Origin of the sequence: Larkinella terrae (genome assembly GCF_009668025.1) — a bacterium.
GTDB classification, from domain to species: domain Bacteria; phylum Bacteroidota; class Bacteroidia; order Cytophagales; family Spirosomataceae; genus Larkinella; species Larkinella terrae.
Genome location: NZ_WJXZ01000014.1, coordinates 1,769,179 through 1,795,803 on the forward strand (window position 1 = coordinate 1,769,179; position 26,625 = coordinate 1,795,803).

Consider the following 26,625-nt stretch of genomic DNA (forward strand, 5'->3'; position numbering starts at 1 on the left):
GACTCATGAAATCAATTCTATCCACGCTGTTCGTAGCCCTTTCGGTCGGTGCGCTGGCGCAGGCTCCGCAGCCCGGTTTTGGCCGCAAGCTCAAAACGCAGTCCCCAACGCCCGGTTTGGCGCAAAGGCTAAACGCCGAAATCGCCACGGGTTCAACCCGGAAAGGTGGTTTTCGGATGGCGGCCGGAGCCACGACCACGCAGTTCGATGCCCAGACGCTCAGGCTGCGGATCGTGCGCGATACGGCAACCAACCTGCCGGTTTATATTGAAAACCACTCGCCTGTTTCGGCCAATAAAGGAGCCCGGATGAGCGCCCGCGCGTCGGCGTTTTCGTTCATGAGCCAGATCAAGGGGCTGTTGAAAATTGAAAAACCGGAAGAGCAGTTTGTGGTAACGACCACCGAAACCGACCAGCTCGGGCAGACGCACATCCGGATGTCGCAGCAATTTCAGGGAATCCCGGTTTACGGCAGCGAACTGGTCGCGCACCTGACCAACGGTACGGTTACCTTGCTGAATGGCCAGTTCCGGCCTGCCCAGAATGTTTCGACCACACCTCGTTTATCGCTCAGGGAAGCGACCGACCGGGCGTTTCAGGATGTGGGCAAGGAGTCGATCGTGCGGTCGTTCGGACAGAATATTTTCAATATGAAACCCTCGGAAGGGGCGTTGTGCCTGTATCCGGAAGGCGAAAAAGTGACGCTGGCCTATCAATTGACGATCCGGCCGAATATGATCGAACGCTGGCAATACGTGATCGATGCGCAAACCGGTGCGGTTTTGAACAAATACAACCACACCTGTGGCGTCGACGGACCCGTGAAGGCGTCGGGCAAGGACCTGAACGGCGTCATGCAGAATTTTCAGACTTACCAGTCGGGATCGACGTATTACCTGCTCGATGCGTCACGGTCGATGTTTGACGCCAAGAAGTCGACCATCCAGAAACCGGTTGGCGCCATTGTCACTTACGATGCCCGCAACAAGCAGAATGATGACGGAAGTTTCGCTATCTATGATCTGACGTCGAAGGACAACAAAAGCTGGACGGCGAACGCCATTTCGGCGCACAACAACGCCGGGCTGGCGTATGAATACTACGAAAAAACGCACAAACGGACGTCGCTTGACGGCAAAGGCGGAACGATGGTTTCCATTGTCAATGTGCTGGAAGACGGCGAACAGATGGATAATGCCTACTGGTCGGGCGAATTCATGGCGTACGGCAATGGCAACAAAGTTTGCAAACCGCTGGCGGGAGGGCTGGATGTTGCGGGCCACGAAATGACCCACGGCGTGATTGAAAAAACCGCGAATCTCATTTACCAGGATCAGTCGGGCGCCATTAACGAGTCGATGGCGGATGTGTTTGGCGCGATGGTCGATCGGGATGACTGGCTGATTGGCGACGATGTGGTGCTGAAAACCGCTTACCCAACCGGTGCCATGCGTAGCATGTCGAACCCGAATCAGAATGGGAAAGGAACGCGCGGGTATCAGCCCAAAACGATGGCTGAATTTCTGGTGACCAAATCGGATAATGGCGGGGTGCACGGCAACAGCGGCATTACGAACTACGCGTTTTACCTGTTCGCCACCAAAATCGGCAAGGAAAAGGCCGAGCAGGTGTATTACCGCACCCTGACGAAATACCTGACGCTGAAATCCCAGTTTCTGGATTTGCGGCTGGGCGTTATTCGCGCGGCAACGGATCTGTACGGCGAAAACAGCGCGGAAACGAAAGCGGCTAAAGATGCCTTTGATGCCGTCGGGATTGTCGAAAACACCCCCAAACCGGAAGAACCGAAGGATGTGCCGGCCAACAACGGTCAGGATATGATTCTGCTCTACAGCATTGGCGACCAGAAACTGTATACGGCGCCGGTGAGCACCGGCAACCTGACGGCCCGCATCAAGGCGGAGGTGAAACACAAACCGAGCATTACGGACGACGGGAAAGGCGCTTATTATGTGACGTCGGACGGCCGGATTCGGGCAGTAACGCTGACCGGTGCGGCTCAGGAAGTGGTCATTTCCGACGAGCCCATCTGGGACAATGTGGCGATTTCGCGCGACGGAACCAAAATTGCCGCCCTGACCAAAGAGAAAGACAAATCAATTTGGGTCTACAGTTACGACCTGAAAAAATGGAAGCAATTTCCGCTGAGCAACCCGACGACCGCCGAGGGTATTTCGACGGGCGAGGTCGAATATGCGGATTCATTCGAGTGGGATTTTGCCGGTGAGGTGCTTATTTACGACGCCTTTAATAAACTGAAAAGTGGCGATGGCGCTGATATTGAATTCTGGGATGTGGGCATTCTGGATGCCTGGAGCAATGACGACAAAGGCTTTGGCAGCGGCCAGATTATCAAACTGTTCAAGAATCTGGAAGAAGGTGAGAGCGTTGGCAATCCGAGTTTCTCCCGCAACTCGCCGAACATCATTGCGTTCGATTATTATAATTCCATCGACGATAGCTACAAAGTCTGGATCGGCGATCTGAAAACCGGTACGTTGAATACGGTTTTGACCAACACAACGCTGAGCTTTCCGGGCTATTCCCGGCTTGATGATCGCCTTATTTTCAATACGTTGAACGCAAACGGCGACAAGGAACTGGTGGCCACGCTGGAGCTTCAGGCGGATAAAAAAACGTCGAAAGGAGATGTGAAATCGTTGTACGAAAACGCCAAATGGGCGGTTTGGTATGCCGCCGGAACGCGGGTGGAAACCAGCCCTGGAAAAACCGCCCAGACGATTACGTTCAATGCCATTCCCGACCGGTACGACGGTGACGGCTCGTTTACCTTGTCGGCCACGGCATCGTCCAAACTGGCGGTTAGTTTCGAGATTGTTTCCGGGCCCGCCACGCTTTCGGGAACTCGCGTGACGCCGACCAAACCGGGTGTCGTGACTGTAAGGGCCATTCAGACCGGGAATAACGAGTTTGCGGCCGCCACGCCGGTGGAACGGAAATTCAACGTGCTGGCCGTTACGGGCACCGAACCGACCTGGTCCGATGCGCTGAAATCGTACCCCAATCCGGTTACCACCTCGCTGACCGTTGAACTGCCATCTGGCGAGTATTTCGAAAATCTGACGCTAACTACGGTTTCGGGAGCGACCCTGATTCAGCAGCCCGTTAAAAACCGCACGAACCTTTCGACGCTGGATACGAGCCAGTTGCCCTCCGGTTTTTACATCCTGAAAGTACAAACCCCGAAAGGTGTTGTACACCGGAAAGTAATCAAACCCTGACAGCGGTCGATAGACCCTGTCAGCGGTTGAAAAAATCGGAATTAGATAAACGGCGGAGGTTTAGCCGCTGACAGTGGTTGATAGACCTTGTCAGCGGTTGAAAAAATCGGAATTAGATAAACAGCGGAGGTTTAGCCGCTGACAGGGTTTGATAGACCTTGTCAGCGGTTGAAAAAATCGGAATTAAACAAACGGCGGAGGTTTAGCCGCTGACAGGGTCTGTCGACCGCTGTCAGGGCTAGACTTCCGTCGTTTGGCCTTCGATGGCCAGGTACGTTTCCGGGAAAACCGACCGCGCCTGAACCAGAAACTCGTCGGTGACTTTGTAGCGGGACGAAAAATGACCGATCATCAACCGCCCCGCTGCCACTTGCCTGGCCGTCAGAGCCGCCTGGCGGGCGGTGGAATGAAAATACTTTTCACTCAGCGATTCCATATCATCCAGAAACGAGGCTTCGTGGTAAAGCAAATCGACCCCGCGAATCTGGTCGAACATGGCTTCGTTGTAGCGCGTGTCGGAGCAAAAGGCGTAGACACGGGGCTGGGGTGCGGGCAGCGTGTATTCTTCGGCGCTGTACAAAACCTGGCCCATGTCATCCAGAATATCCTGTCCGTCTTTTAGTTGCCGGTAAAAAGTGACCGGTAAATCGGCGGGTAACTTATCCGCAATGAGCTTCCGCTTGCGGTTTTTCTCCCGAAACAGAAAACCGGTGCAGTCGATGCGGTGTTGCAGCGGAATGGTTTCGACCGTGACGTTTGGATGGTCGAGGATCTGGGCTGGCTGGTGCGGATCGGTTTCCTGAAAATGGATCGCATAATTCAGCTTCGTGTCGGAATAGCGGAACTGCACCGTGATAATTTCCCACAATCCGCGCGGCCCGAACAGCCAGAGATCGTCGGTGCGACCGGCCAGATTCAGGCTCGACAGCAGGGGGACGAGCCCAAAATAATGGTCGCCGTGGAGGTGGCTGATAAAAATATATTTGAGCCGACCGGGCCGCAGGTGGTTTTCGATCAGGCGGTATTGCGTACCTTCTCCGCAGTCAATCAGGAAGTAATCTCCCTCAATGGAAAGCATCTGGGCGGTCGTATGGCGATCCGGCACCGGCGTGGCCGAACCGCTGCCAAGTATGGTCAGGTTGAATGTCATATTTTTTGTAAACTTGCCGGTAATCCATTCAGTTTCCAAATCTCAACTTATTCTTTCATGGATACCATTTTGATTCGCGACCTGGCCAAAATGATCGATCATTCGCTGCTCCACCCGACGCTGACGGATGACGAACTGCGGGAAGGCTGCGAGTTAGCCAAAAAATACGACGTGGCTTCCGTGTGCATCAAACCGTACGCGGTCAAACAGTCGGTTGAACTGCTGGCCGGGAGCGATGTGCTGGTCGGAACGGTGATCGGTTTTCCGCACGGAAACAGTGCGACTGCGATCAAAGTGGCTGAAACCGAGCAGGCTTGCCGCGATGGAGCCGTTGAAATTGACATGGTCGTAAATATCGGGAAAGTGTTGTGCAACGATTGGCCGTATGTAACCGGGGAAATTCGGGCGGTTCATGATGCCTGCGTCCGTCACGGAGCTATTTTGAAAGTCATTTTTGAGAATGATTTCCTGCCCGACGATTCCTGCAAAATCCGCTTGTGCGAAATCTGCACGGAAGTGGGAGCGGAGTTCGTCAAAACCTCAACAGGCTACGGTTTTGTGAAAGGGGCTGACGGAAACTATTCGTACGAAGGCGCCACCGAACACGACCTGAAACTGATGCTCGACCACGTCGGACCGGGCGTCAAAGTAAAAGCCGCCGGTGGGGTCCGCACGCTCGACGGTTTGCTGAAAGTCCGGGAATTGGGCGTCGCCCGACTGGGAGCCAGCGCCACGGCCGCCATCCTGGAAGACGCTTACCGCCGGTTCGATCCCGCAAATTCGGACCGGCCGACTGAAACTAGTAAAGAATCTAAAGGATATTAATTAAACCGTAAACGATAAACCATCCAACTATCTAATGCTGTATCTCGGTTTTGTAAGTGCAATTCTGGCGGATCACGATCTGGAATATGTGTTGAAATTTGCGTCGGAACAACGATTTAAATGTGTGGAAGTCATGTGCTGGCCCACGGATAACGCCGATGCGCGACGGTATGCGGGGGTTTCGCACATTGATGTAGACAACCTGGATGAGAAGCACATTCAGCAATTGACGCAGCAATACGGGGTTTACATTTCCGGTTTGGGGTATTATCCCAATCCGCTCGACCCCGATCCGGTCAAGGCTGAATATTATCGGGAGCACATCAAAAAAGTCATTCGGGCGGCTGCGAAGCTGGGTATCCCGGTCGTCAACACCTTTATTGGGCGAAATCCGGGACTCAACATCACGGAGAATTTGAAGCTATTCGCGGCTCACTGGCCCGAAATTGTGAAAGTGGCCGAGGAAAATAACGTCAAAATCGGCATCGAAAACTGCCCGATGTGGTTTACCGACGACGAGTGGCCGGGTGGCAAAAATCTGGCAACGACGCCCGCCATCTGGGACCGGATGTTCGAGATCATTCCGTCACCGATTCTAGGGTTGAACTACGATCCGTCGCACCTGATTTTCCAGATCATGGACGAAGTTCGGCCAATTTACGATTACAAAAACCGGTTGCACCACATTCACTTAAAAGATGTCAAACTGTACCGGGAAAAGCTGAACCGGGTCGGAATCATGGCCAATCCGCTGGAATACCATTCACCGAAACTGCCCGGTTTGGGTGATGTGCGCTGGCGGGATTTCTTCGCGGCCCTGACCGACGTTCGCTACCGGGGTCCGGTTTGCATTGAGGTGGAGGACAAAGCCTACGAAGGCAGCGCCGAGGACGTCCAAACCGCTATTCTGACCGCCCGGAATTACCTGAGCCAGTTTCTGGTGCTTCAGTGAAATTGTTTCGCAGAGTTAAGCAGAGAATACCAGAACTAAGCGGAGAAAAACTCTGTGTAACTCTTCTTTCCTCCGCTTAACTCCGCGAACCAATCATTCCCCAACTATTCTCTGTAACTCATATGCCCAAATTTAAAGCCGCCATTATTGGTGGAGGAAGTATCGCCGGTAAAAACCACATTCCGGCGCTGAAACAACTCCCGGAGCAGGTTGAAATAGTTGCTGTTTGCAGTCGGGATGCTGGAAAAGCCCGGGCGCTGGCCGATCAGCATAGTATTCCGTTTGCATATGCGGATGCCACCGAAATGTACCGGGAATGCCGCCTGAATATGGTGGTGATCTGCACGCCCAACAATCTGCATTATCCTTTCGCGATGCAGGCACTCGAACAGGGCTGCCACGTATTCTGCGAAAAACCACCCGCCATTCGGGCCAGTGAAGCGCGTGAAATGGCGGACCTGGCGACCCAGAAAGGCGTGGTGCTGGCCTATAACCTGCAACTCCGGCAAACCAGCGAATGGGAACTGCTGATGCGCTGTAAAGCCGAGGGGCAACTGGGTGAGATATACCACATTAAAGCCCATTTCCTGCGTCGGAGAGGCATTCCGGGCTGGGGTTATTTTACGAATAAAGCCATGCAGGGTGGGGGAGCGCTGATCGATTTGGGCGTCCACGTGCTAGATCTGGCCTTGTGCGCGGTCGATTACGCCGTTCCCGCGAACGTCTTGGCTAATACCTACGATTTTATCGGAAAAACCGGTGGCAAAGGCTTAATGGGTTCGTGGGACCCGCAGCAGTTTGAAGTGGAAGATGCGGCAATGGCGTATTTGTCATTTCCCAATAACGCGTCGATTATGCTATCGGCTTCGTTTGCGCTGAACACCCAAACGGATGTAGATCGAAATCTGGAGGTGTTTGGCAGCAAAGGCGGGGCAAAACTGTTTCCGTTTTCCCTGTATACAAGCGTGGCCGGTGAACTGGCGGATGTCAACTTTCCCTATCTGGAAGATGTTGATATTCAGCTGAAAAACACGGCGGCTTTTGTCGATGCCTGCCTCGGAAAACCGTCGAATGTTTGTACGGCGGAGCAGGGAGCGGTTTTGCAGGCAGTGGTCGAGCGGATTTATGAATCGGCAAAGAAATAGAAGTTCAGCATTTTAGGAATCCCCCACCCCTCTAAAGGGGGCTTTTGTCGGCTTGCTGAAAGCCCATTTTCTGGGGTGGGGGTAGAAAAGTTTTAATCGTCCGCGCTGCCGCCAAATTCGTAGCTGTCGTCGTCTTCACTGCGGAAATCATTCTCCAGTTCGTTCATGAAAACCGCATCGATGGCTTCTTCCACGGTTGGCAAAATGGTCAGGTCGGGGATTTTTGAGCTATCCAGAAAACCGATGATGGGTTCACTTTTTGTAACCAGAATCAATAGACCGGACTCGTTGCTGCACTGCCGGTTGATTTTCCGAATGGTCGGGACGCCTTCCGCTTCAACGTTCTGAACCGCGCTAAAATCGACGATAATATTGCTGTAACCTTCCCGGAACAGGTTTCGACTCAGCGTTTCGAATGCGGCTGTTACGTCACCGCCGAATACCGGTTCATTCAGTGTAACGAGCGAATATTGCTCGTTTTTTTCAATGGCGTAATTCATGATAAGGTAAACTGTTTCCGTTTCAAAATTAACGAACTGCTAGTGAATGACGGATGTTTTCTTCAATCCGGTTGTAAATATTCTCCGTTTTGGAACGAACAAAGGGTTGTCCGGTTACGGTTTCGTACAATTCGATGTAACGATTTGAAATCTGGTCAATCCATTCGTCTGTCATTTCCGGAATGGTTTGTCCTTCTTTCCCCTGGAAGTTGTTGGCAATGAGCCATTCCCGAACAAATTCTTTCGATAATTGCTTCTGTTGAAGCCCTTTCTCCTGATTTTCGACGTAGGAATTCGAATAAAAATACCGGGACGAATCGGGCGTATGAATCTCGTCGATCAGGTAAATCTTCCCGTTAAGGATTCCGAATTCATACTTCGTATCGACCAGAATCAATCCTCGTTCGGCGGCCATTTCGGTCCCGCGATTGAACAGCGCCAGGGCGTATTTCTCCAGTTGAACATACTCATCCTCAGGCACAATGCCCTGCTTCAGAATCTCCTCCCGCGAAATATCTTCGTCGTGGCCTTCCTGCGCTTTGGTCGATGGCGTAATGATCGGATCCGGCAGTTTGTCGGCTTCCTTCAAACCGTCGGGTAACGCAACTCCGCAGAGCGTCCGGCGTCCGGCCCGGTATTCGCGCCAGGCATGACCCGCCAGGTAACCGCGCACAACCATCTCGACCGGATACGATTGACATTTCAGGCCGACACTCACATTCGGATCGGGAACGCCCAGCAGCCAGTTCGGAACGATGTCGGCGGTGGCTTGCAGAAAATGAGCCGCGGTCTGGTTCAAAACCTGCCCTTTGAACGGGATCGGAACGGGTAAAACCACGTCGAAAGCCGAAATCCGGTCGCTGGCGACCATCACCAGCCGGTCGTCAAAATGATAAACATCCCGGACTTTCCCCCGGTAAAAACCGGTTTGCCCGTCGAAATGAAAATGGGTTTCTTTTATGGCCTGTTTTGGGTTGCTCATTTTCGAAAAAAAAATGAATTATAAATGGTAAATGAGTAATGATAAATGTAAAAGTTGAAAACCGGGACATGCACTTTTACATTTATCATTACTCATTTACCATTTTACATTTAAAATTAAATCTTTTCAATCACCAACGCTGACGCACCTCCTCCGCCGTTGCAGATGCCGACGGCCCCGATCTGCCCGTTTTGCTGCTGTAAAATGCTCGTCAGCGTCGTCACGATCCGCGCCCCGGAAGCTCCCAGCGGGTGGCCCAGCGAAACCGCTCCGCCGTAAACATTCAGTTTCTCCTGCGGTATTTCCAGCAATTGACTGCAGGCCAGCGAAACAACGGAAAATGCCTCATTGATTTCGTAAAAATCGACCTCATCCGGTTTCACGCCCGCCCGTTTCAAAGCCGCCGGAATCGCCAAAACCGGAGCCGTAGTAAATTCGGCGGGCTCCCGTTCCGCGTCGGCGTAGCCCAGGATGCGGGCGATCGGTTTTAGCCCCAGTTCATCGGCTTTTTTCCGACTCATGATGACCAGCGCCGAAGCGCCGTCGTTGATCGTCGAAGCGTTGGCGGCCGTCACGGTGCCGTCGGGCGAAAAAGCCGGTTTCAGTTTCGGAATCTTGTCAAAATATACATTTTTGAACTCCTCATCCTCCGTGACGGTCTGGGTACCTTTGTTGAAAGGGACGTCGACCGGAATGAGCTCGGTGCCAAATTTACCATTTTTCGTCGCATCTGCGGCCCGTTGGTACGATTGAATGGCAAAAGCATCCTGGGTTTCGCGGCTGATGTTGTATTTTTTTGCCGTCAAATCGGCAAAAACGCCCATCGGATGCCGCTCGAACGGATCGACCAACCCATCTTTGGCCAGGCCGTCGATTAGTTGTCCATCGCCGTATTTGTAACCAAAGCGCGCTTTCGGAATATAATAAGGAGCGTTCGACATGCTTTCCATGCCTCCGGCGATGATGACATCGGCCTGACCCAATTGAATGGTTTGGGCCGCCATCATAATGGCCTTCGTTCCCGACGCACAGACTTTATTGACAGTGGTACAGCGAACGGGAATTGGCAAACCGGCCTTCAAAGCCGCCTGACGGGCCGGAGCCTGGCCGAGATTGGCCGAAACGACATTGCCCATAATCACCTCCTCAACCTGATCGGGCGAAATACCGGCTTTTTCAACGGCTCCCCGGATGGCCAGCGCGCCCAGATCAATCGCCGACAGCGGGGATAAAATTCCGCCAAAACTGCCGATGGGCGTACGAACCGCCGAGACAATGACTACTTCATTCATGTTTAGCGCCTAACTTTTTCGTTTAGGGTTTATGATTTTGGGTTTATAGTTTATTGATTCAAAGTTGAACGGTTAATTAACAATAAACTTTAAACCAACAACCTTAAAGACTTTCAAAAATTCAGATTTTCCTTTTTCACTTTTGCCTCCAACCCCCTAAAGGGGGCTTTGGAATGCCGATTAAAGCCCCCTTTAGGGGGTTGGGGGCAAAAGTGGAAAAGGAAAATCTGAATTTTAAATGGTCTCTTAGACTACATTAATACGTATTGAATCGTTGCCGGTTTTTCGACGTCGCCGATTGTTTTCGCTGGTGAATATACTGGACCTCGTTGTCCTGCATGGCGTTCAGGATGGATAACGCCTGTTCTTCCGATAAATTCAGTGAGCGCAGCCGACGCAGCAATTCATCCTTATTGTCACCCTGTTCGACTTCCGTGCCTTTATCCCGTCCGCTTTCCATTGCCACTTCCGTTTCTTCCGTGCTTTGCCGGGGTTTGGGTTTGGGCCGTTGAGAACCGTTGGGATTCGGTTTTCCGGAATAGGTTTTCTTGATCAGTTCGTAATTGAATTGGGCCGGTTCGAGGGCCGGAACCGTGTTCATCGCTTTGCGAAAGTACGCCAGCGCGGAACTAGAATCGCCCTGGAGGGCCGAAATGACGCCGAGCTGAACTTCGGCAGCCGCGGCCAGTTCGGGCTGGCTGACCTGCGCGACCAGGCGGTAATGTTTCTGAGCCTGAGCATATTGCCGAAGCTGAAAATAGGAGTGCGCCAGGTTGAGCCGGGCCGACGGTTCTACGAATAAAGTGGAGTTGACCAGCGCAACGTATTGTTCAGCCGCGCGTTTGTAGTTACCGGCCTGGTAGGCGCGTAACCCTTCAATCCGCGCGATGTTATCATGCGAGATTTTATCGAACGAACGATTGTCATACAACCAGAGCAATATCGATAAAATAAGGTAGGTCATGCTTAAAATTAAAAACGATCCGCGAAAATACGAACTCTTTCGCAGAAAGGAACGCGGTTTACAGCCTAAACGTGCGAACCGTTATGAGAATATCAACGGCAATGAACACCAACGCAGCGATAAGAAAGTAGTAGTATTTATTTGTTGTTACTTCCAGTTTCCGTTGATCGACCAGGCGGTTTTCCAGATTTTGAATGGCCGATACGAGGGTCGTCAAATCGCCGGACGACGACGCCAACTCCAGGTACGAACCCCGCGTATCCTTCACAAACTGGCGCAGGTAGGTGCGGTTGAGCTGCGATCGGACAATATTTCCGTCTTTATCGCGCAGGTTGCCTTTGGGAGTTGAAATCGTCGTACCCGCTTCCGTGCCGACGCCCACCACAAAATTAGCAATACCGTATCGGCGCAATTGCCCCGCGAGCGCCGGGTCGCACTCCCCGAAATCTTCTCCGTCGGTCAGGAGCACCAGCACTTTCGTCTGATTTAGATCCGAGGTTTCGGCCAGTTGTTTCCGCAGGGCCAGCTCGATTGCCGAGCAGATATTGGTGCCGGATTCGGGGACCAATCGGGTGTTTAACGACTGAATAAAAAGCGCCAGCGCACCCTGATCGGACGTGAGCGGGGCGTGAACGTAGGCTTCCGTGGAGAAAACCAGCAGTCCGAAGCGGTTTCCGGGTAAGGCTTCAATGAGCCGCTTTAATTCATATTTTACTTTTTCCAGGCGCGTCGGCGGAATGTCGGTCGCATCCATCGACTTCGACAAATCGACGGCGATGTAAATGTCTTTCCCTTCCGAAACCAGTTCTTTTTCGACCACTCCGAACGAAGGACCCAGTAAGGCGACAACCAAAAGAGTTAGATAGGCCGTTCGGAGAAAAAATTTTGGAATGGTCGCCCAGGCCGTGGTGCCCAGCAGTCGGGCGACCCGAAATATGCGGAAAAAAAAGTAGCCGTAGAGCAGTACAAAAACTGCAATGAACAGATATTCAGTTTGAGTCAGACTATAATTCCAGTTCATGCAAACTCCGCAGGATCAGGATATCAACGAACCGACGACCGCCGGGTTGAATCCGTGCAGCCGCGAAATTAGGAGGAAAAGACCGGATGCCATACCGGCAGTCGTAAATTCCGCTGAAAGTTTTTGCCCGAAATCTTGGCGAAAAGAGTGGAATACATCTATATTTGTGACCCCAATCACCGCAAAGTGGGTTTGGGGTTCTTTCGGAGAGATGCCTGAGTGGCCGAAAGGAACAGTTTGCTAAACTGTCGTACTGGTAACGGTACCGAGGGTTCGAATCCCTCTCTCTCCGCTTAAAAGGATGTCGATAACGGCATCCTTTTTTTGTTTGCGTAGGTAGCGCGCGCAGAAGCTGCCATATTTTCCGGTTTCTCCATCCTGAAAGGCTTCAATAGCCGCGCTCTTCACTACTACAGTTTCTGCCGAGCTCCGGTTTGCTCAGCCGGCCTTTCAACTGCTGTAAATTTTATCAAGAATTCTTTGGTCGAACTAAAAAGCTATTATTATCTTTGTAGATAAGATATTTAGTTGCTAAGATTTAAGATGGAAAACGAAGAAGTCCGATCTCTGAGGAAACTCACCCAGCAATACGCCTACACGTCTTTACAGATGCACGAAACCGTAGCCCGAAAGGCGGGGCTTTCGGGAACCGACCATAAATACCTGGGATTTTTAATGGAAAAAGGGCAGATGACGGCGGGAGAGCTGGCCAATCTGACCGGTTTAACGACAGGTGCGATTACGGGTTTGATAGACCGATTCGAAAAGAAAAATCTGGTAAAAAGGCAGTTAGCACCGGACGACCGGCGAAAGGTCATCATCGAACCCAACACCCCGGAAATCATGGCCTTGCTGGTTCCGCTTTATAAAGAGTTCCGCAAGAGGTCGGAGGATTTGATTGCTTCCTTTTCAAACGAGGAAATCAAAATCATTGAATCCTACTTCTCAAAAGCAATTGGAATCATGAATGAAACAACAAATACGCTCAACAACCAATCCTTGTAAAATGAAAAACCGCCATTCGTACTTGCTAGATTTTCAGGATATTGATAAAACGAAATTTGCGTTGGTCGGGGGGAAGGGTGCGAACCTGGGCGAGCTCTCCCGGATTGATGGCATTCAGGTCCCGGGTGGTTTTTGTATTTCCACGGAAGCCTTTCAACGAATCGTCGACGAACCCGCGATTACGGAACTACTTGACCAGTTATCGCATCTAAAACTGGAAGACCGGGCTGAAATCGCTGAACTGAGTGGGGAGATTCGGAGGGTCATTGAAACAATTGTTATTCCGCAGGATTTGCACGAGGAGATTACCGGTTTTTTGTCCAGATATGATGAAAAACAACCTGTTGCCGTGCGCTCCAGTGCCACGGCGGAGGATTTGCCGACGGCATCGTTTGCGGGTCAGCAGGACACTTATTTGAACATTATCGGGAAGGAGGTAATTCTGAAGCACATTAGCAAATGCTGGGCCTCGCTCTTTACCGAGCGCGCCGTCGTTTACCGCCTGCAAAACCGCTTCGACCACCGGAAAGTCCAGCTGGCGGTAGTCGTTCAGCAGATGGTTTTTCCACAGGTGGCCGGTATTTTATTTACCGCCGATCCCGTCACGTCCAACCGAAAAATTGTGTCGATCGATGCCAGTTTCGGACTGGGTGAGACGCTGGTTTCCGGTTTGGTGAATGCGGATAACTACAAAGTGAGTAACGGCCAGATTGTCAGTAAGCAACTCTCGACCAAGAAGCTGGCAATTTATGCCTTGGAAACCGGCGGTACGAAAGAACGGGAAATTGAGCCGGAAAGCCAGAACGAACAGGCGCTGACCGATGAGCAGATTCAGGCACTTGAATCCATTGGGCGAAAGATCGAAGGACATTTTGGCTGCCCGCAGGACATTGAATGGTGCCTGGTGGATGATTCCTTTTATATCGTCCAGAGTCGGCCCATCACGACTCTGTTCCCCATTCCCGAAGCCAGCGATCAGGAAAACCACATGTATGTTTCGGTTGGTCATCAACAGATGATGACTGACCCCATGAAACCGCTGGGTTTGTCTTTATGGCGGTTAACGGCGGCCCGACCCATGTATCAGGCGGCAGGAAGGCTGTTTGTGGATGTCGTCCAGGATCTGGCTACTCCGGCCGGGAGAGATCTCCTGATCAATGTTCTTGGCAAATCCGATCCGCTCATTAAGGATGCGCTGACGACTATAATAAAGCGTGGAGATTTTATTCCGCCTTTGATGGATGAAACGGAAAAACCGCCTAAAGCTTCGTCGCATGCGAATTTTCAAATGGTGCTCCCCAACGACCCGACAATTGTTGCCGACCTGATCAGGGACAGCCAGGCATTGATTGAAACGCTCAAGGAGGATATTCAGGAAAAGTCGGGCGTGGACTTGATCGACTTTATTCTCGATGACCGGCTGAAGTTGACCCAGAGTCTTTCGTATCCGCAAAGTTTTGGTGCGATCATGACGGGTATCAATACGGCGGCCTGGATCAACGAAAACATTCAGGCGTGGTTGGGTGAAAAGGCCGTAGCGGATACGCTTGCCCAGTCGGCGCCCAACAACATTACGTCGGAAATGGGGCTGGCTTTACTGGATGTTGCCGATGCAATTCGTCCGTACCCGGAAGTCATTGCGTATTTGGAGCGGGGCGGTTTTTCGCACGCAAACGATGACGAATTTCTGAATGAACTGGTTCAATTTGAGGGTGGAAGGGAAGCCCGGAATACTATCCGCGCGTTTCTTGACAAGTACGGAATGCGTTGCGTCGGCGAAATCGATATCACCAGGCCGCGTTGGAGCGAAAAACCAGCGACGCTCATCCCCTTGATTCTCAGCAATATCAAAAACTTTGAGCCCGGGGCCAGCCGTCGGAAATTTGACCAGGGACGCCGGGAAGCGTTGAAAAAAGAGCAGGAACTATTGGCTCGATTGAAGCAATTGCCGGATGGTGAGCAGAAGGCCGAAGAAACCAAACAGCAGATCAGTCGGCTCCGGAACTTCGTCGGCTATCGGGAGTATCCAAAATACGGTATTGTCAATCGCTATTTCATTTATAAGCTGGCGTTGTTGAAAGAAGCCGAAAATCTCGTAAACGCGGGTGTTTTTCATGAAAAAGAAGATTGTTACTACCTCACGTTTGAAGAGCTTCGGGAAGTCGTTCGCACTCATCAACTGGATTACCAGCTCATCCAGCACCGAAAAGGCGAGTACCAAAGCTATGAAAAACTAAAACCGCCCCGGGTTATGACGTCGGATGGTGAGATTATCACCGGTGCGTACCAACGCGAGAACCTCCCGGCCAACGCGATTGTCGGCCTTCCGGTTTCCTCCGGAGTTGTTGAAGGTCGGGCGCGGGTTATTTTAACGATGGAAGAGGCCGGGCTGGAAGAGGGCGATATCCTCGTCACCGCGTTTACGGACCCGAGCTGGACGCCCTTGTTTGTGTCCATAAAAGGTCTGGTTACCGAAGTAGGCGGATTGATGACCCACGGAGCGGTTATTGCCCGGGAATACGGTTTGCCAGCCGTTGTCAGCGTGGAGAATGCCACCCGATTGATCCGGGATGGGCAACAAATCCGGCTGAATGGAACGGACGGATACATCGAAATACTGTAGCCTGAAAGGGGAGTTTGACCCTGGCCAGACTCCCCAAAACCACAAATAAATGGAAATATTCAGGTGTCGATTTTCTTTTCCGAATTAAAATCGTACATTTGTGCTCTCGAAAGTAATCGGGGTGTAGCGTAGCCCGGTATCGCGCCTGGTTTGGGACCAGGAGGTCGTAGGTTCGAATCCTGCCACCCCGACGTCAAAAGGACAAAATGGAGTCAAATCCGGTTTGTCCTTTTTTTGTTTTTCAGCAGGTTGTTCCGGCGGTCGCTGAGGATCAAATCCAAAAGTTGTGGAGTGCGTAGGATTTTTCTAGGTTTGTGCTTTCATCAAACCGATTTGTTTTGGAGAGTTTCTTACCTATCATTCAGTTCCTGCTGCCTGAGTTCATTCTGGAAAATTTCGAATTGACGTCCATCGATCGTGCAGAGGGCGTCTTTCATGTGCATATCGAAGAGAAAAATGCTGACGAGAATGACCCGGACCGGAAAAACCTACTCTCCAAAGGCTTCTTTCCGACGATAACGGTGCAGGATTTTCCTATTCGGGGCCATTTATGAACTGAGTCAGTCCCTTAGTTACATTTTTGAAACTACCACCGAAAAGCTCTACGGTTTAGCGCGCCTGGCTAAATGGCATGAAAAAGTCCGGCAAGCCGGATTCAAGTCTTTCAACACGGTAGCCCGTTCGATTCAGAACCATTATGAGACGATCTTGAACTACTTTGACAATCGCAGTACAAATGCTTCTGCCGAGTCATTCAATGCCAAGATCAAAGCCTTCCGGGCCCAGTTCAGAGGGGTAAGAAATGTGGACTTTTTCCTTTACCGATTAACGCAGCTATATGCTTAATCCAAGATGATCCACAACTTTTGAACTTGATCCGTCGCTGATCCTAAAAAGGGTAGGATAGAAGCCGCTAACCCGAAATAGGCAATGCGTTTTCTTGTGGAATTGTCGGCATTGCCGTACTTTTAGGGCCTGAATTCACGCATTCTTTTTTGCGGTCCCGTAGCTCAGTTGGATAGAGCATCTGATTTCTAATCAGACGGTCTTTGGTTCGAATCCAAACGGGATCACATTTTTACTGACGCGACTAGCTAATAATCAGGTGATTAGCTAGCCGCGTTTTAGTTTTATAGAATAATCAGCACTTCTGCGTGCCCAATCAAAGGAGCCCCCGTCAAAGTACATTTGACAGGCTTACGGATAATCGGCTGATCGACCGGTATTTCAAGAACTCAATTTCGGGGGTAACATAACCCGGTTTGATGGGCTCCTGCCGAACCAGGTCGGTGCTCAGGTATTTTTTATTGCTGTCGCACAGAATGGTCACCACCCTGGATTCGGGACCCATTTCCCGCTGTAAATTAATGGCACCGATCAGATTCGCTCCCGACGAAATCCCCACCGCCACGCCCAACTGCTGCGCCAGTTTCTGGGCCATTAAGATGGAGTCGCCGTCACTGGCCTGCACAACATGGTCTAGTTCGTCTAATCGGAGAATTTCGGGGATGAACTCATCAAAAAAGCCCTGAATCCGGTGCGTACCGGTTTTGTGACCTACCGTTAGCGTCGGTGATTCGGCGGGCTCGAGCGGATGAATCCGGATGTCGGGTTTGCGAAACTTAAGATAACGGCCAACGCCCATCACCGTCCCGCCCGTGCCGACTCCGGCCACGAAGGCATCCGGTGTCACATCGACACTCTGGAGTTGCAGCCAAATTTCTTTGCCCGTGGTCAACCGGTGCGCATCAGCGTTATACTGATTGGCGAACTGGTGGGGCAGAAAAACACAGGGGTCGCTGATGGCCATTTCTTCCGCGCGTTGAAGAGCGCCCAAAAAACCGCCTTCCTCTTTGGTAACCAGCAGGACATCGGCGCCCAGACTCTGAATGATCGCGATGCGTTCCAGGCTTACACCGGCGGGCATGATTATCGTAACGGGATGTCCCAGCGCCCGGCCCACCGCCGAAAAGGCAATCCCCGTGCAGCCACTGGTGGCCTCCACAATTCGGTCGCCCGGTCGGATATTCCCTTCACGATAGGCCTCGTGCAGAATGTGGAGCGCCATACGATCTTTCATGCTGCCGGTCAGGTTGTAATGCTCACACTTCACATACAGCGAACGCGGTTTTCCCTGATCCGTATAGAATAATTCCAGCATGGGCGTGTTGCCAACCAGATTCCAGAGCTGTTCAAATTTTTCTTCAATACCGGGTGTCAGGGTGGTTTCAGGTGATAAAATCATGGGAGTTGAAAGTTTTTCAGATGCGTCAAAGAGAAACGGAACAAGTAATTGGGGCACTTAAGCCCTGCTTTTCATGCTGAGCAGGTGTTGATACTCTTTTGTCAAATTCTGCACGCCAACGGCTGCGGGTAATCCATCAAAAGCCGCAACGGGGAGGTCAATGCGCGTGCCATCATCATCGAGCAGGAAAGCAGAAAAGAGAACGTTACCGACGGCTACAAAGCTGTTCAGAACGTCCATAAGGGTTTCAAATTCCGCACTACAAACGCAGGGGCTATCCGAGGCTCCAAGAGAGAAATAAAGAGTCATGGAATTGAAAAGTTAGGGTAGAAGATCGGTTACAAACCTACAGGATGAAAGACAGACCGACGATAACGCCTGTTCCAAATACCATAACGCCTGTTCCAAACCGCTCCGATGGTCAAAAAACGGGTTGAAAAGAAGGGGTAGTCAGGAGGGTAGGTAAGAATGAGCGGTTTTTAAGGCCGGACCATTCCCTCATTACGGAGAAATTTCCCAACCAAGTGTTGCGTCTTCAGTTCAATGGACACCTGTCAAACACCAAAGCCCAGCGACCAAAACCGCTGAAATCAGTCCTTCACCACACAATGTTTACCTCAATTGTTCAAATGAAAAATAGAAATCAGACGACGATTCTGATGGGAATCGTGTTATTATCCGCACTGACAGCCTGCGACAAGGATCACCTGATTGGTTCACAAATTCCCGAAACCAACAAGGAACCCACCTCGGCCAGCATTCAGGGAAACGTATTTGAACCGGCGCTGGTCGACGCGACGGACGAGCGCATTGCCCAGTTACGAGTCCCTGCGGGTTTTCGCATTGCCAAATTCGCCGATCAGCTCGGAAAGCCCCGGATGCTGACTGTGAGCGCTGCGGGCGATGTGTATGTCACCAGCCGGGAAGCTGGGACTGTCACCTTGCTGCGTGACACGAACGCCGATGGAAAAGCCGACTTCAAGCAGGAGGTCGCTAAAATAAAGGCGGTTCACGGACTCACGATCCACGACGGAAAGATGTATCTGGTGTCGGTCAAGGAAGTCTACCGGGCCGACATCAAGTCGGATGGCTCGTTGGACACTCCGCAACTGCTCATCAATAACCTGCCCGATGGCGGTCAGCACCCCAACCGCACCCTGGGCTTCGGTCCCGATGGTTTGCTGTACATTACCGTGGGCAGCACCTGCAACGCCTGTGCCGAACCGAATGCCGAGAACGCGACGATTCTGCGGGCGAATCCGGACGGTTCCGGGCGCATGATTTTTGCCAGCGGTTTGCGTAACACCATCGGTTTTGGCTGGCATCCGCAAACCAAAGAACTCTACGGACTCGATCACGGCATCGACTGGCTCGGCGACGAACAGCAGAAAGAAGAGCTGAATGTGATCAAACCGGGCGGTTTTTACGGCTGGCCTTACATCTATGGCGACGGAAACTACAATCCTCACCCGCGACCGATGGGCGACACGACCTATGCCGAAATTCTGGCCAAAACCACGCTGCCCGTTTTCTCCTACGAAGCCCATGCCGCCCCGATGGGCCTGATTTTTTATACTGGCAGCAAGTTTCCGGCGGAGTTTCAGAACGACGCATTCGCCACCCTACGCGGGTCGTGGAACCGCACCCAACCCTCCGGTTATAAGGTGGTACGGATTCATTTTGAAAACGGAAAACCGACCCGTTTTGAGGATTTTGTAACCGGTTTTCTGGTCAACAACAACCAGGCTCAATTTGGACGGCCCGTCGGCATTGCGACCATGCCCGACGGTTCGCTGCTGTTTACCGATGATAACAATGGCGTTATTTACCGGGTGAATTACGGCCAGTAAAACCGGTCGTTCACCAATGAACCAAAGCGTAATAACAATACTGACGTCCTATTTTTCAGACCGGCTGCTTTGTGGCCGGTTTGATTTTGTAGTCGGACCGACGTCCGGCGGTTTTAGCTTTTTAAGGGCATAATGGATAAAAAAAACAACATTCGATCTTCTTACTGGTTACGTTCGTATGGCAAATCGAAACAATGCAATTTTGGAATCCCTGGGTAGCGGTTTGATCGGCGCAGGTGTGCTGACGGCTCTCCACGAAACTGCCCGGCACCTTATTGACGAAGCTCCCAGAGCCGATCTCCTGGGAATGCGGGCTATTCAGAAAGTAATGGAGAAAACAGATGCCGAACCGCCTGATGACCGGGAACTTCATACCTGGGCATTAGGGGGCGACCTGGTTTCCAATGCGCTTTATTACAGCCTGATCGGGCTGACAAAACCCCGGCACGCGCTGCTGGCGGGCGCAGCGCTGGGACTTGCCGCCGGAGCGGGCGCTGTTGGGTTACCCGGCCCGCTGGGATTGGGAACCGAGCCTACCCGTCGCACGACCGCAACGGCTGCGATGACTGTCGGCTGGTACCTCATCGGTGGGTTGGCAGCTGCGGGCGCTTACGCCTTCTTTAAGAAACGGCGAAAGAATGCTGAATAATCCCGGTTTTTATAAGAGAAGCTTACTTTGACTACCTAAGCCATTCCAATTCAATCGGGATGGCTATTTTTTTGTTAACCAGGGACGATCTTGGAAATTTCTTATTGGATTGCCTTTTATTTTAAACAGTTAATCCTGTGGATGGTTAAACTCCCAATGAACCGATTAACCGGAACTAGTTAATCGTTCATACCTATGAATATAACCTTCAGACTATGGCCTTGGCAACGTTGACGAATGGTCCTCTGGTGTACATTGACGATGACGAAGACAATCATTTTATTTTTGAACGAATCATCAATGAGTTGAATTTGACCAATCAACTCCGTTTATTTCAAGAGGGAGAAGAATTTCTTTCCTATTTGCAAGCTACCCGGGAAAAACCCCTTTTGATTTTGTGTGACCTGAATATGGGTGGCATGAGCGGCCTGGAGCTAAAGCATCGCATTGACACGGACGAGTTTTTAAGGATGAAGGCAATACCCTTCATTTTTTATACGGCACTGGCGAGTCCTCAGCAGGTTACGGAAGCTTATAAGGCCACCATCCAGGGTTTTCATCTCCGACCGACCACCTTTACGGAAACCAAAGAGCAAATCAATTTAATCGTCCGATATTGGCAGAATTGTTTACACCCGAACAGTTTCTAATTCGCTTTCTCACCAGAAAACCTTGTTTTGAACTCTCAGACAGGATTTTACGCTATTGCGTGAACCGGAACTTACCGCTCGGAAGAAAACCGGTTTTTAAGTTCAATCAAGGCCATCCGAACCCTGGTTTTGACTGTTCCCAGGGGCAAGGCCAATTCGTCGGCCGCCTGTTGCTGCGTGTAACCCTGAAAGTAAATCAATTCAATAACCGCCTGATGGTCCGGCGATAAAGCCGACAGAACCGTTTCCCGCAGTCCAACCAGGTTTTCGTTCGTTAGGATGGTTTCGCCCATCTTCCATTGAAATTCCACGGAGTTAGTATAATCGGGACTGCGCAGGTAATCCAGCGTTGTGTTGCGGGCAATTTTTAATAACCAGGTGAACAAACGCCCTTTTGCCGGATCGTAACGGTGAATCTGCTGCCAGACTTTGATGAATGTCTCCTGCAATAAATCTTCCGCCTGAACCTGGTCATTCACCATGCGGTTGATGAATCCCAGAAGCGTAGAACCATAATAATCGTATAACTCACTGTACGCCTTGCGACTATATTGAATCAACCCTTCCAGTAATAAGGCTTCCTGGTCGGCAGTTAAATACTTTTTCAATGCAATTCCTTCGATGTTGAGCGGAGTAGAGTGACTGTGCCAGGCGGAAGCGGTTTTAGGTTGAGCGTATTCATACGTACGAAAAAGCCGCCGATTGCGATTCGTACAAATCAATTTATTTACATTTTAACCTCTTCGATTTCAACCGTTACGATCCGAAGAATGGCTTGATTTCGTTCACACTCGTCCCTCAATGCGCCACACTCATCGGCCTCATTTACACGCTCGTCGCCTTTGATTTTCAGGCCTGACCATCCCGTCGCAACTTTGTTTCATCGGATCGCCGATGGATCGAATCGGCCGAACGGATACAGAAACTAAACTTTAAAAGCCATGAAAAAAATAGGAATGCTAATGCTGGGACTGCTAGCCGGTACCGTATCATTCGCTCATCAACCGCTCACTTCGACTACACCGGCGCGGCTGGTAATGAACACCGAAAATAAAATCAGACTCTACGTACAGCCGCTTCAGAGCAAGGGGCAACTGGCCATCTGGGATGCCAACGGTCGACCGGTTTACTTCTCAACGGTTGCGCTTCAGAAAGGATTAAGCCGGCAATTCGACTTCTCAAGTCTTAGCGCGGGTACCTACCGGTTAACGCTCCAGACAAACGCGGAAACGGTTACAAAGCGGTTTGTGGTGCAGGCTAATCCGAATGAAAGCTTTGTCGTTCAGGAACCGTAAAAACCGCTTATTCCATAAGTAAACCACGTATTAGACCCATCTAATCATTATTAAATCACGCAGTTAACCAATTATCAAAATGAAAAAAGTAAGCCTTTTCCTGTTTGTTTTTTTTCTGAGTATTGCCAGTAAGGGCATCTCGCAAACCACAAACCCGTCGGACTTTTTTGTCGGAAAATGGGAAATTACCATCAGCGGAACGCCAACCGGTAATTCTGTGCTGGTGACCGAATTGAGCCGGAAAGACGGCAAGTTGACCGGTGAGTTGAAAGACCCGTCGGGAACGAATCCTCAGGCCGTTGCGATTACAAAAATCGAGGAAGAAGAAGGGAAAAAACTGACCATTTACTTTAATACCGAGCAGGCTGGCGAGATTGCCCTGGCACTGGAGAAAGTCGATGACGATCATTTAAAGGGAATGTTGATGAGTATGCTGGAGTCGACGGCAGTACGAATTAAAAAATAACCACCATTAGTGTGGATCAACCGGGATTTTGCGCCCTGAGGACAATCCAAGCTCCTCAGGGCGCTGTTACTGAGACCGGTTTCCTTGTTCCGTGAGGAGAAAGAAACGATTAACTCCTTTTCGATTCGCGGACCGGGCGCCCGTTACCCCTTTTACTTTCGCACCTTGATATTGTATGGCCGCATTACTGACATACCGACAAAAATGGCAGTTGGCAATCCGGCTTCTTCTCCTGTATTCGCCCCTGTTGTTGTACATCAACCTGCCCGAACCGGTCCGCAATCCGGCCAAGCTCGTTGAGATTTTTCCAATTATCGGCGTGGTGATTCTGATTGCGCTGGTTCTGTATTTTATCTGGATTGTGGTAACGGACTGGATTCAGAATCAGCTATTTCGCTGGTTTGGGGAGGATTTTTTACTGGACTTTAACTGGGGAGCGATGATTCTGACCATGCTGATTTCGCTGGGGCTGGCCTTATCCTACGCCCAGGTTTACCAGTGGCTCACGTCAGCGGTTTTCTCCCTGATCTTTCAGATCGATACAGTCCAGCAGCGAGCTCCGCTGTTTGGACCGGAAGTAGCCGCTTATTTGCAGCGCGTGAACACGGTTTTCAATATGGTGGTGATGCTGTCGGCCTTTTACCTGACCATTCTTTCGCGCTCGTTTCAGCAACTGAAAGATGTTCAGCTCCGCGCCGAACGGTCGGAGAAAGAAGCCGCCCTGAGTCAGGTGGAAGCCCTAAAAAACCAATTGAGTCCCCATTTTCTCTTCAACAGCCTGAGTATTCTGACCTCGATGGTGCATGAAGATGCCGATTTGTCCGAACAATACATCAAACAACTTTCCAGGGTGTATCGCTACATTCTCGAGCAGCGCGATCAGCAGTTGGTAACTCTTAAAACGGAAATTGAATTCATTGAATCGTATACTTTTTTGCTGCAAATCCGCTTTGAAAACAAGTTTGATGTCCGGATTGAGCTAAGCCCGGCCCAGCAAAATCAGTATCGAATTGCTCCGTTATCGCTCCAGCTTCTGGTCGAAAATGCGGTTAAGCACAACCGGATGTCGGTCCAGGAGCCCCTTCACATCCGGATTTACGGTCAGGATGAGGAGTTGGTGATCGAAAATCCCTGGTTGCCCCGCGACCAGCCGGAAGTTTCGACCGGCCTGGGATTGCAGAATATCGTGAACCGGTATGTTCTGTTAACGCGTCGGCCGGTTTGGTATGGCCATCTGAATGAGTTTTTTATCGTTAAAATTCCCCTCCTGACATGAACGTGGTCATTATTGAAGATGAAGATCGCAACGCCCGGCAACTGGAGCGGTTATTGAAAAAATATGACCCGACGATTCATATCATGGCGCAGTTGCCCTCGGTAAAGGAAGCGGTGGAATGGTTTGGGCAACGCAGCCAGTCGTCTCTGCCCGACCTGGCTTTTATGGATATTCACCTCGAGGATGGGCTCTCTTTCCGCATTTTTGAACACCTGCACCTGACCCTGCCCATCATTTTCACGACGGCCTATGATGAATACATGCAGAAGGCATTCAAGGTCAACAGCATCGATTACCTGCTAAAACCGGTTGCTTTTGAAGAACTGGTGGCGGCAATGGAAAAATTCAAAACCATCCGAAACCAACCGGTTTTACCCGATCTGAGTGCGCTGCTTCAGTTGATTCAAAAACCGCAGCCAGCCGGTTTCAGGGAACGGTTCATGGTCACGATTGGAACCAAAATATTCAGTGTGGAAGTGTCCGATATTGCGTATTTCTATTCCGAAGAAAAAGCGACTTTCCTGCTTTCCAAAAGCGGGCAAATGCTGCCGCTGGAGTACAGCCTGGACCAACTGTCGGCTCAATTAAATCCGACTCATTTTTTTCGCGTAAGCCGCCAGTTTATCGTGGCCCGGACCGCCATTCAGGCCGTTCACGCATATTCGGCGGGGCGGCTCAAACTGGATTTGCAACCAATCGCTCGTCAGGAGGTATTTGTCAGCATCAGTCGCCTGTCGGATTTTAAGGACTGGCTGGGCCGCTAAAAAAGTGGATTTGCGCCACCTGATCCTATTTTCCGTAAAAAAACCGTAGTCGTGTGCCACACGCTACGGTTTCTACAACTATTACAGCCAGTTTGAAGCTGACAATCGTTATTTTTTATCGACTTTGTACAGTCGGCCCTGGTCGGTGACAGCGTACAAGGCGCCGTCCTTGCCCTGGGTTACATCCCGAAACCGCTGCATCTCGCCCGCAAGCAGTCGCTCTTCACCCACCACTTTATTTTTCTCTATCACGAGCCGCACGATGTGCATGCCGCTCAGCGAGCCAATAAAGAGGTTGTTTTTCCATTCGGGAATGCGGTCACCGCTGTAGAACGTCATTCCACTCGGCGAAACGGAAGGATCCCAGTAATAAACCGGTTGCTGAAGTCCTTCTTTTTGCTGAATGCCGTCACCCACTTTTTTTCCGCTGTACTCAATGCCGTAGGTAATGGTCGGCCAGCCGTAATTTTTTCCCGGCTCGATGCGGTTTACCTCATCACCACCCCGGGGGCCAAATTCTGCCTCCCACAAATCGCCGGTAACTGGGTGGAACGCCAGGCCCTGTACGTTCCGGTGGCCGTAGGAGTACAGTTCCGGCCGGGCGTCGGCCTGTCCGGCAAATGGATTGCCTGCTGCCGGTTTTCCGTCTTTCGTAATCCGAATGACTTTGCCCAGACCCGAATTGATCGACTGCGCCTGGGGCCGGGTTTCCAGATCCGAACGCTCTCCGGTGCTGATCACCAGATTACCGGTTTTATCAATTAAAATCCGGCCGCCGTAATGCAGCGTTCCTTTGTAAGCGGGAGTCGCCTGGTAAATAACCGTCGCACCTTCAATGGTTTTTTCATCGGCCGACAGTTTTCCTTTTGCCACGGCGGTCAGATTGCCGTCCGCAGTTGGGTCAGAAAAAACCCAGTAGATCATCCGGTTAGTCGCAAAAGCGGGATCGACCCGGACCCCGAGAAGACCGCCCTGACCGGCCGAATTTACCTTCGGAATGCCCGTTATAGGCTCGCTTACCTTTCCATCCGTTGTGGCAATGCGCATGGTTCCGGCTTTTTCCGTTATAAGCAGACGCCCATCCGGCAGGCTGGTAATACCCCAGGGGTTTTTCAGGCCTTCCGCCAGTACTTTGCCTTCGTAGTTCGTTGCGGATTTAACACCGGCTACCCGGGTTTGACCGGCAAAAGCAGGCTTATAAGCTGAATTTGGCTCTTTGGTCTCCACCGGAGCACCGGTTTGTGTTGACGCACTCTGACCACAGGCGTTGAACGCCAGCGTAGCCCCCGCTAAGAACATGATAATTCTGTTGCTCATTTTTGCTCAGTTATATTGTTTTTTGAAGTGGATTCGAAGGTACAAAATTGGATTCTGGAAACCGGGCTTTATCGCGCCGAAGAACTCCCGGTTGTCGGGCCAGCCTGTCCTGTAAAACCCGATGAAAGCCCAAATGTACTCCTTATTTTTCCAGGAAGAAACCGCCCCTACGACCAATGGCGGACGGTTTGGGTTTCGGCCAGGGAATATTTCGACCAACGACCATTTTTCTCGACAAACTGCGCCGGTGCTTTCGGTAAGTTAGTTGGCAAAATGAATTAATTTTAAGTCGAAAATAGAGCTTCAATTTCAGCGCAATCCATTGATTCTTTCGCCGGATAAAACCGCCTGACGGGCCGAAGCGGTTTGCCGGATTTATCTGCGGTTTTGC

General features: G+C 51.1%; 25 protein-coding genes and 3 tRNA genes. 18 read left to right on the forward strand and 10 right to left on the reverse strand.

All coding sequences use genetic code 11. From position 1 onward, the window contains the following. Window positions 1-5 precede the first annotated feature (5 nt). Window positions 6-3,263: a M4 family metallopeptidase gene (locus GJJ30_RS28915; protein WP_154178632.1), complete on the forward strand. Its 3,258-nt coding sequence runs from the start codon at window positions 6-8 to the stop codon at window positions 3,261-3,263. Between the two features lie 238 nt (window positions 3,264-3,501). On the opposite strand, the gene GJJ30_RS28920 is transcribed toward GJJ30_RS28915, so the two are convergent. Continuing rightward, entirely contained in the window at window positions 3,502-4,413 is a 912-nt protein-coding gene (locus tag GJJ30_RS28920; protein ID WP_154178633.1) for a ribonuclease Z, read from the reverse strand. A 57-nt stretch (window positions 4,414-4,470) separates the two neighbouring features. Here GJJ30_RS28920 and deoC point away from each other — a divergent pair, with 57 nt between their 5' ends. From deoC to GJJ30_RS28935, 3 genes are all read left to right on the forward strand, one after another. Further along, window positions 4,471-5,238, forward strand: coding sequence for a deoxyribose-phosphate aldolase (gene deoC, locus GJJ30_RS28925; protein WP_154178634.1), 768 nt, complete (start codon window positions 4,471-4,473; stop codon window positions 5,236-5,238). Between the two features lie 34 nt (window positions 5,239-5,272). Further along, window positions 5,273-6,190 (forward strand): sugar phosphate isomerase/epimerase family protein, encoded by a 918-nt coding sequence (locus tag GJJ30_RS28930; RefSeq protein WP_154178635.1) that lies wholly within the window; start codon window positions 5,273-5,275, stop codon window positions 6,188-6,190. A 122-nt stretch (window positions 6,191-6,312) separates the two neighbouring features. Next, a complete protein-coding gene (locus GJJ30_RS28935) occupies window positions 6,313-7,335 on the forward strand; it encodes a Gfo/Idh/MocA family protein (RefSeq protein ID WP_154178636.1) in 1,023 nt (340 codons plus the stop codon). Between the two features lie 92 nt (window positions 7,336-7,427). Here GJJ30_RS28935 and GJJ30_RS28940 read toward each other — a convergent pair whose 3' ends face one another. The 5 genes from GJJ30_RS28940 to GJJ30_RS28960 all read right to left on the reverse strand — a co-directional run bounded on the left by GJJ30_RS28940 (window position 7,428) and on the right by GJJ30_RS28960 (window position 12,094). After that, a complete protein-coding gene (locus GJJ30_RS28940; protein ID WP_154178637.1) occupies window positions 7,428-7,835 on the reverse strand; it encodes an STAS domain-containing protein in 408 nt (135 codons plus the stop codon). A 28-nt stretch (window positions 7,836-7,863) separates the two neighbouring features. After that, complete coding sequence (locus GJJ30_RS28945; protein ID WP_154178638.1) at window positions 7,864-8,817, reverse strand: phosphoribosylaminoimidazolesuccinocarboxamide synthase; 954 nt, start codon at window positions 8,815-8,817, stop codon at window positions 7,864-7,866. Between the two features lie 116 nt (window positions 8,818-8,933). Further along, a complete protein-coding gene (locus GJJ30_RS28950; protein WP_154178639.1) occupies window positions 8,934-10,109 on the reverse strand; it encodes a thiolase family protein in 1,176 nt (391 codons plus the stop codon). A gap of 256 nt (window positions 10,110-10,365) precedes the next feature. After that, complete coding sequence (locus GJJ30_RS28955) at window positions 10,366-11,073, reverse strand: tetratricopeptide repeat protein (protein WP_154178640.1); 708 nt, start codon at window positions 11,071-11,073, stop codon at window positions 10,366-10,368. 58 nt (window positions 11,074-11,131) lie between these two features. Beyond that, a complete protein-coding gene (locus tag GJJ30_RS28960; RefSeq protein WP_154178641.1) occupies window positions 11,132-12,094 on the reverse strand; it encodes a vWA domain-containing protein in 963 nt (320 codons plus the stop codon). Window positions 12,095-12,299: 205 nt separating this feature from the next. On the opposite strand from GJJ30_RS28960, the gene GJJ30_RS28965 reads away from it, so the two are divergent. The 7 genes from GJJ30_RS28965 to GJJ30_RS28995 all read left to right on the forward strand — a co-directional run bounded on the left by GJJ30_RS28965 (window position 12,300) and on the right by GJJ30_RS28995 (window position 16,795). After that, a tRNA-Ser gene (locus GJJ30_RS28965) sits at window positions 12,300-12,386 on the forward strand. Window positions 12,387-12,637: 251 nt separating this feature from the next. After that, window positions 12,638-13,099: a MarR family winged helix-turn-helix transcriptional regulator gene (locus tag GJJ30_RS28970; protein WP_154178642.1), complete on the forward strand. Its 462-nt coding sequence runs from the start codon at window positions 12,638-12,640 to the stop codon at window positions 13,097-13,099. A gap of 1 nt (window position 13,100) precedes the next feature. Then, window positions 13,101-15,722 (forward strand): phosphoenolpyruvate synthase, encoded by a 2,622-nt coding sequence (ppsA, locus tag GJJ30_RS28975; protein ID WP_154178643.1) that lies wholly within the window; start codon window positions 13,101-13,103, stop codon window positions 15,720-15,722. Between the two features lie 117 nt (window positions 15,723-15,839). Next, window positions 15,840-15,913: transfer RNA gene (locus tag GJJ30_RS28980), tRNA-Pro, on the forward strand. A 147-nt stretch (window positions 15,914-16,060) separates the two neighbouring features. Next, on the forward strand, window positions 16,061-16,276 hold the full coding sequence (locus GJJ30_RS28985) for an ISAon1 family transposase N-terminal region protein (RefSeq protein ID WP_229313484.1): 216 nt from the start codon (window positions 16,061-16,063) through the stop codon (window positions 16,274-16,276). Window positions 16,277-16,298: 22 nt separating this feature from the next. Next, a complete protein-coding gene (locus tag GJJ30_RS28990) occupies window positions 16,299-16,568 on the forward strand; it encodes a transposase (protein ID WP_369008985.1) in 270 nt (89 codons plus the stop codon). A 153-nt stretch (window positions 16,569-16,721) separates the two neighbouring features. Then, a tRNA-Arg gene (locus tag GJJ30_RS28995) sits at window positions 16,722-16,795 on the forward strand. A gap of 104 nt (window positions 16,796-16,899) precedes the next feature. Here GJJ30_RS28995 and GJJ30_RS29000 read toward each other — a convergent pair. Together GJJ30_RS29000 and GJJ30_RS29005 are read right to left on the reverse strand one after the other, a co-directional pair. Continuing rightward, window positions 16,900-17,967 carry a PLP-dependent cysteine synthase family protein gene (locus GJJ30_RS29000; RefSeq protein WP_154178644.1) on the reverse strand — a complete coding sequence of 356 codons (1,068 nt, stop codon included), beginning with the start codon at window positions 17,965-17,967 and terminating at the stop codon, window positions 16,900-16,902. Window positions 17,968-18,024: 57 nt separating this feature from the next. Continuing rightward, window positions 18,025-18,276, reverse strand: a complete 252-nt coding sequence (locus GJJ30_RS29005) for a hypothetical protein (protein WP_154178645.1) — start codon at window positions 18,274-18,276, stop codon at window positions 18,025-18,027. A gap of 320 nt (window positions 18,277-18,596) precedes the next feature. Here GJJ30_RS29005 and GJJ30_RS29010 point away from each other — a divergent pair, with 320 nt between their 5' ends. The 3 genes from GJJ30_RS29010 to GJJ30_RS29020 all read left to right on the forward strand — a co-directional run bounded on the left by GJJ30_RS29010 (window position 18,597) and on the right by GJJ30_RS29020 (window position 21,116). Further along, a complete protein-coding gene (locus GJJ30_RS29010; RefSeq protein ID WP_154178646.1) occupies window positions 18,597-19,817 on the forward strand; it encodes a PQQ-dependent sugar dehydrogenase in 1,221 nt (406 codons plus the stop codon). Between the two features lie 178 nt (window positions 19,818-19,995). After that, window positions 19,996-20,466 (forward strand): hypothetical protein, encoded by a 471-nt coding sequence (locus GJJ30_RS29015; protein ID WP_154178647.1) that lies wholly within the window; start codon window positions 19,996-19,998, stop codon window positions 20,464-20,466. A gap of 215 nt (window positions 20,467-20,681) precedes the next feature. After that, entirely contained in the window at window positions 20,682-21,116 is a 435-nt protein-coding gene (locus GJJ30_RS29020; protein ID WP_154178648.1) for a response regulator, read from the forward strand. A 71-nt stretch (window positions 21,117-21,187) separates the two neighbouring features. Here GJJ30_RS29020 and GJJ30_RS29025 read toward each other — a convergent pair whose 3' ends face one another. Beyond that, the gene (locus GJJ30_RS29025; RefSeq protein ID WP_154178649.1) at window positions 21,188-21,838 is read right to left on the reverse strand and encodes an RNA polymerase sigma factor; all 651 of its coding nucleotides are present in this window, start codon (window positions 21,836-21,838) and stop codon (window positions 21,188-21,190) included. A gap of 219 nt (window positions 21,839-22,057) precedes the next feature. Here GJJ30_RS29025 and GJJ30_RS29030 point away from each other — a divergent pair, with 219 nt between their 5' ends. The 4 genes from GJJ30_RS29030 (at window position 22,058) to GJJ30_RS29045 (ending at window position 24,917) form a co-directional block, all read left to right on the forward strand. Next, the gene (locus GJJ30_RS29030) at window positions 22,058-22,411 is read left to right on the forward strand and encodes a T9SS type A sorting domain-containing protein (protein WP_154178650.1); all 354 of its coding nucleotides are present in this window, start codon (window positions 22,058-22,060) and stop codon (window positions 22,409-22,411) included. 79 nt (window positions 22,412-22,490) lie between these two features. Further along, the gene (locus GJJ30_RS29035; protein WP_154178651.1) at window positions 22,491-22,877 is read left to right on the forward strand and encodes a hypothetical protein; all 387 of its coding nucleotides are present in this window, start codon (window positions 22,491-22,493) and stop codon (window positions 22,875-22,877) included. 175 nt (window positions 22,878-23,052) lie between these two features. Next, on the forward strand, window positions 23,053-24,153 hold the full coding sequence (locus GJJ30_RS29040; protein ID WP_154178652.1) for a sensor histidine kinase: 1,101 nt from the start codon (window positions 23,053-23,055) through the stop codon (window positions 24,151-24,153). Beyond that, entirely contained in the window at window positions 24,150-24,917 is a 768-nt protein-coding gene (locus tag GJJ30_RS29045) for a LytR/AlgR family response regulator transcription factor (RefSeq protein WP_154178653.1), read from the forward strand. Before GJJ30_RS29040 ends, GJJ30_RS29045 begins: the two co-directional genes overlap by 4 nt. A gap of 108 nt (window positions 24,918-25,025) precedes the next feature. Here GJJ30_RS29045 and GJJ30_RS29050 read toward each other — a convergent pair whose 3' ends face one another. Next, complete coding sequence (locus GJJ30_RS29050; RefSeq protein ID WP_154178654.1) at window positions 25,026-26,234, reverse strand: PQQ-dependent sugar dehydrogenase; 1,209 nt, start codon at window positions 26,232-26,234, stop codon at window positions 25,026-25,028. Window positions 26,235-26,625 lie beyond the last annotated feature (391 nt).

Excerpts from the sequence above, each read along its gene's own strand:
- GJJ30_RS28930 (WP_154178635.1), top strand. The coding sequence starts at position 5,273 with ATGCTGTATCTCGGTTTTGTAAGTGCAATTCTGGCGGATCACGATCTG.
- ppsA (WP_154178643.1), top strand. The coding sequence starts at position 13,101 with ATGAAAAACCGCCATTCGTACTTGCTAGATTTTCAGGATATTGATAAA.
- GJJ30_RS28955 (WP_154178640.1), bottom strand. The coding sequence starts at position 11,073 with ATGACCTACCTTATTTTATCGATATTGCTCTGGTTGTATGACAATCGT.
- deoC (WP_154178634.1), top strand. The coding sequence starts at position 4,471 with ATGGATACCATTTTGATTCGCGACCTGGCCAAAATGATCGATCATTCG.
- GJJ30_RS28960 (WP_154178641.1), bottom strand. The coding sequence starts at position 12,094 with ATGAACTGGAATTATAGTCTGACTCAAACTGAATATCTGTTCATTGCA.
- GJJ30_RS29035 (WP_154178651.1), top strand. The coding sequence starts at position 22,491 with ATGAAAAAAGTAAGCCTTTTCCTGTTTGTTTTTTTTCTGAGTATTGCC.
- GJJ30_RS29010 (WP_154178646.1), top strand. The coding sequence starts at position 18,597 with ATGAAAAATAGAAATCAGACGACGATTCTGATGGGAATCGTGTTATTA.
- GJJ30_RS29040 (WP_154178652.1), top strand. The coding sequence starts at position 23,053 with ATGGCCGCATTACTGACATACCGACAAAAATGGCAGTTGGCAATCCGG.
- GJJ30_RS28915 (WP_154178632.1), top strand. The coding sequence starts at position 6 with ATGAAATCAATTCTATCCACGCTGTTCGTAGCCCTTTCGGTCGGTGCG.
- GJJ30_RS28920 (WP_154178633.1), bottom strand. The coding sequence starts at position 4,413 with ATGACATTCAACCTGACCATACTTGGCAGCGGTTCGGCCACGCCGGTG.
- GJJ30_RS29030 (WP_154178650.1), top strand. The coding sequence starts at position 22,058 with ATGAAAAAAATAGGAATGCTAATGCTGGGACTGCTAGCCGGTACCGTA.
- GJJ30_RS29045 (WP_154178653.1), top strand. The coding sequence starts at position 24,150 with ATGAACGTGGTCATTATTGAAGATGAAGATCGCAACGCCCGGCAACTG.
- GJJ30_RS29000 (WP_154178644.1), bottom strand. The coding sequence starts at position 17,967 with ATGATTTTATCACCTGAAACCACCCTGACACCCGGTATTGAAGAAAAA.
- GJJ30_RS28970 (WP_154178642.1), top strand. The coding sequence starts at position 12,638 with ATGGAAAACGAAGAAGTCCGATCTCTGAGGAAACTCACCCAGCAATAC.
- GJJ30_RS29015 (WP_154178647.1), top strand. The coding sequence starts at position 19,996 with ATGGCAAATCGAAACAATGCAATTTTGGAATCCCTGGGTAGCGGTTTG.
- GJJ30_RS29020 (WP_154178648.1), top strand. The coding sequence starts at position 20,682 with ATGGCCTTGGCAACGTTGACGAATGGTCCTCTGGTGTACATTGACGAT.
- GJJ30_RS29005 (WP_154178645.1), bottom strand. The coding sequence starts at position 18,276 with ATGACTCTTTATTTCTCTCTTGGAGCCTCGGATAGCCCCTGCGTTTGT.
- GJJ30_RS28940 (WP_154178637.1), bottom strand. The coding sequence starts at position 7,835 with ATGAATTACGCCATTGAAAAAAACGAGCAATATTCGCTCGTTACACTG.
- GJJ30_RS28950 (WP_154178639.1), bottom strand. The coding sequence starts at position 10,109 with ATGAATGAAGTAGTCATTGTCTCGGCGGTTCGTACGCCCATCGGCAGT.
- GJJ30_RS29050 (WP_154178654.1), bottom strand. The coding sequence starts at position 26,234 with ATGAGCAACAGAATTATCATGTTCTTAGCGGGGGCTACGCTGGCGTTC.
- GJJ30_RS28945 (WP_154178638.1), bottom strand. The coding sequence starts at position 8,817 with ATGAGCAACCCAAAACAGGCCATAAAAGAAACCCATTTTCATTTCGAC.
- GJJ30_RS28935 (WP_154178636.1), top strand. The coding sequence starts at position 6,313 with ATGCCCAAATTTAAAGCCGCCATTATTGGTGGAGGAAGTATCGCCGGT.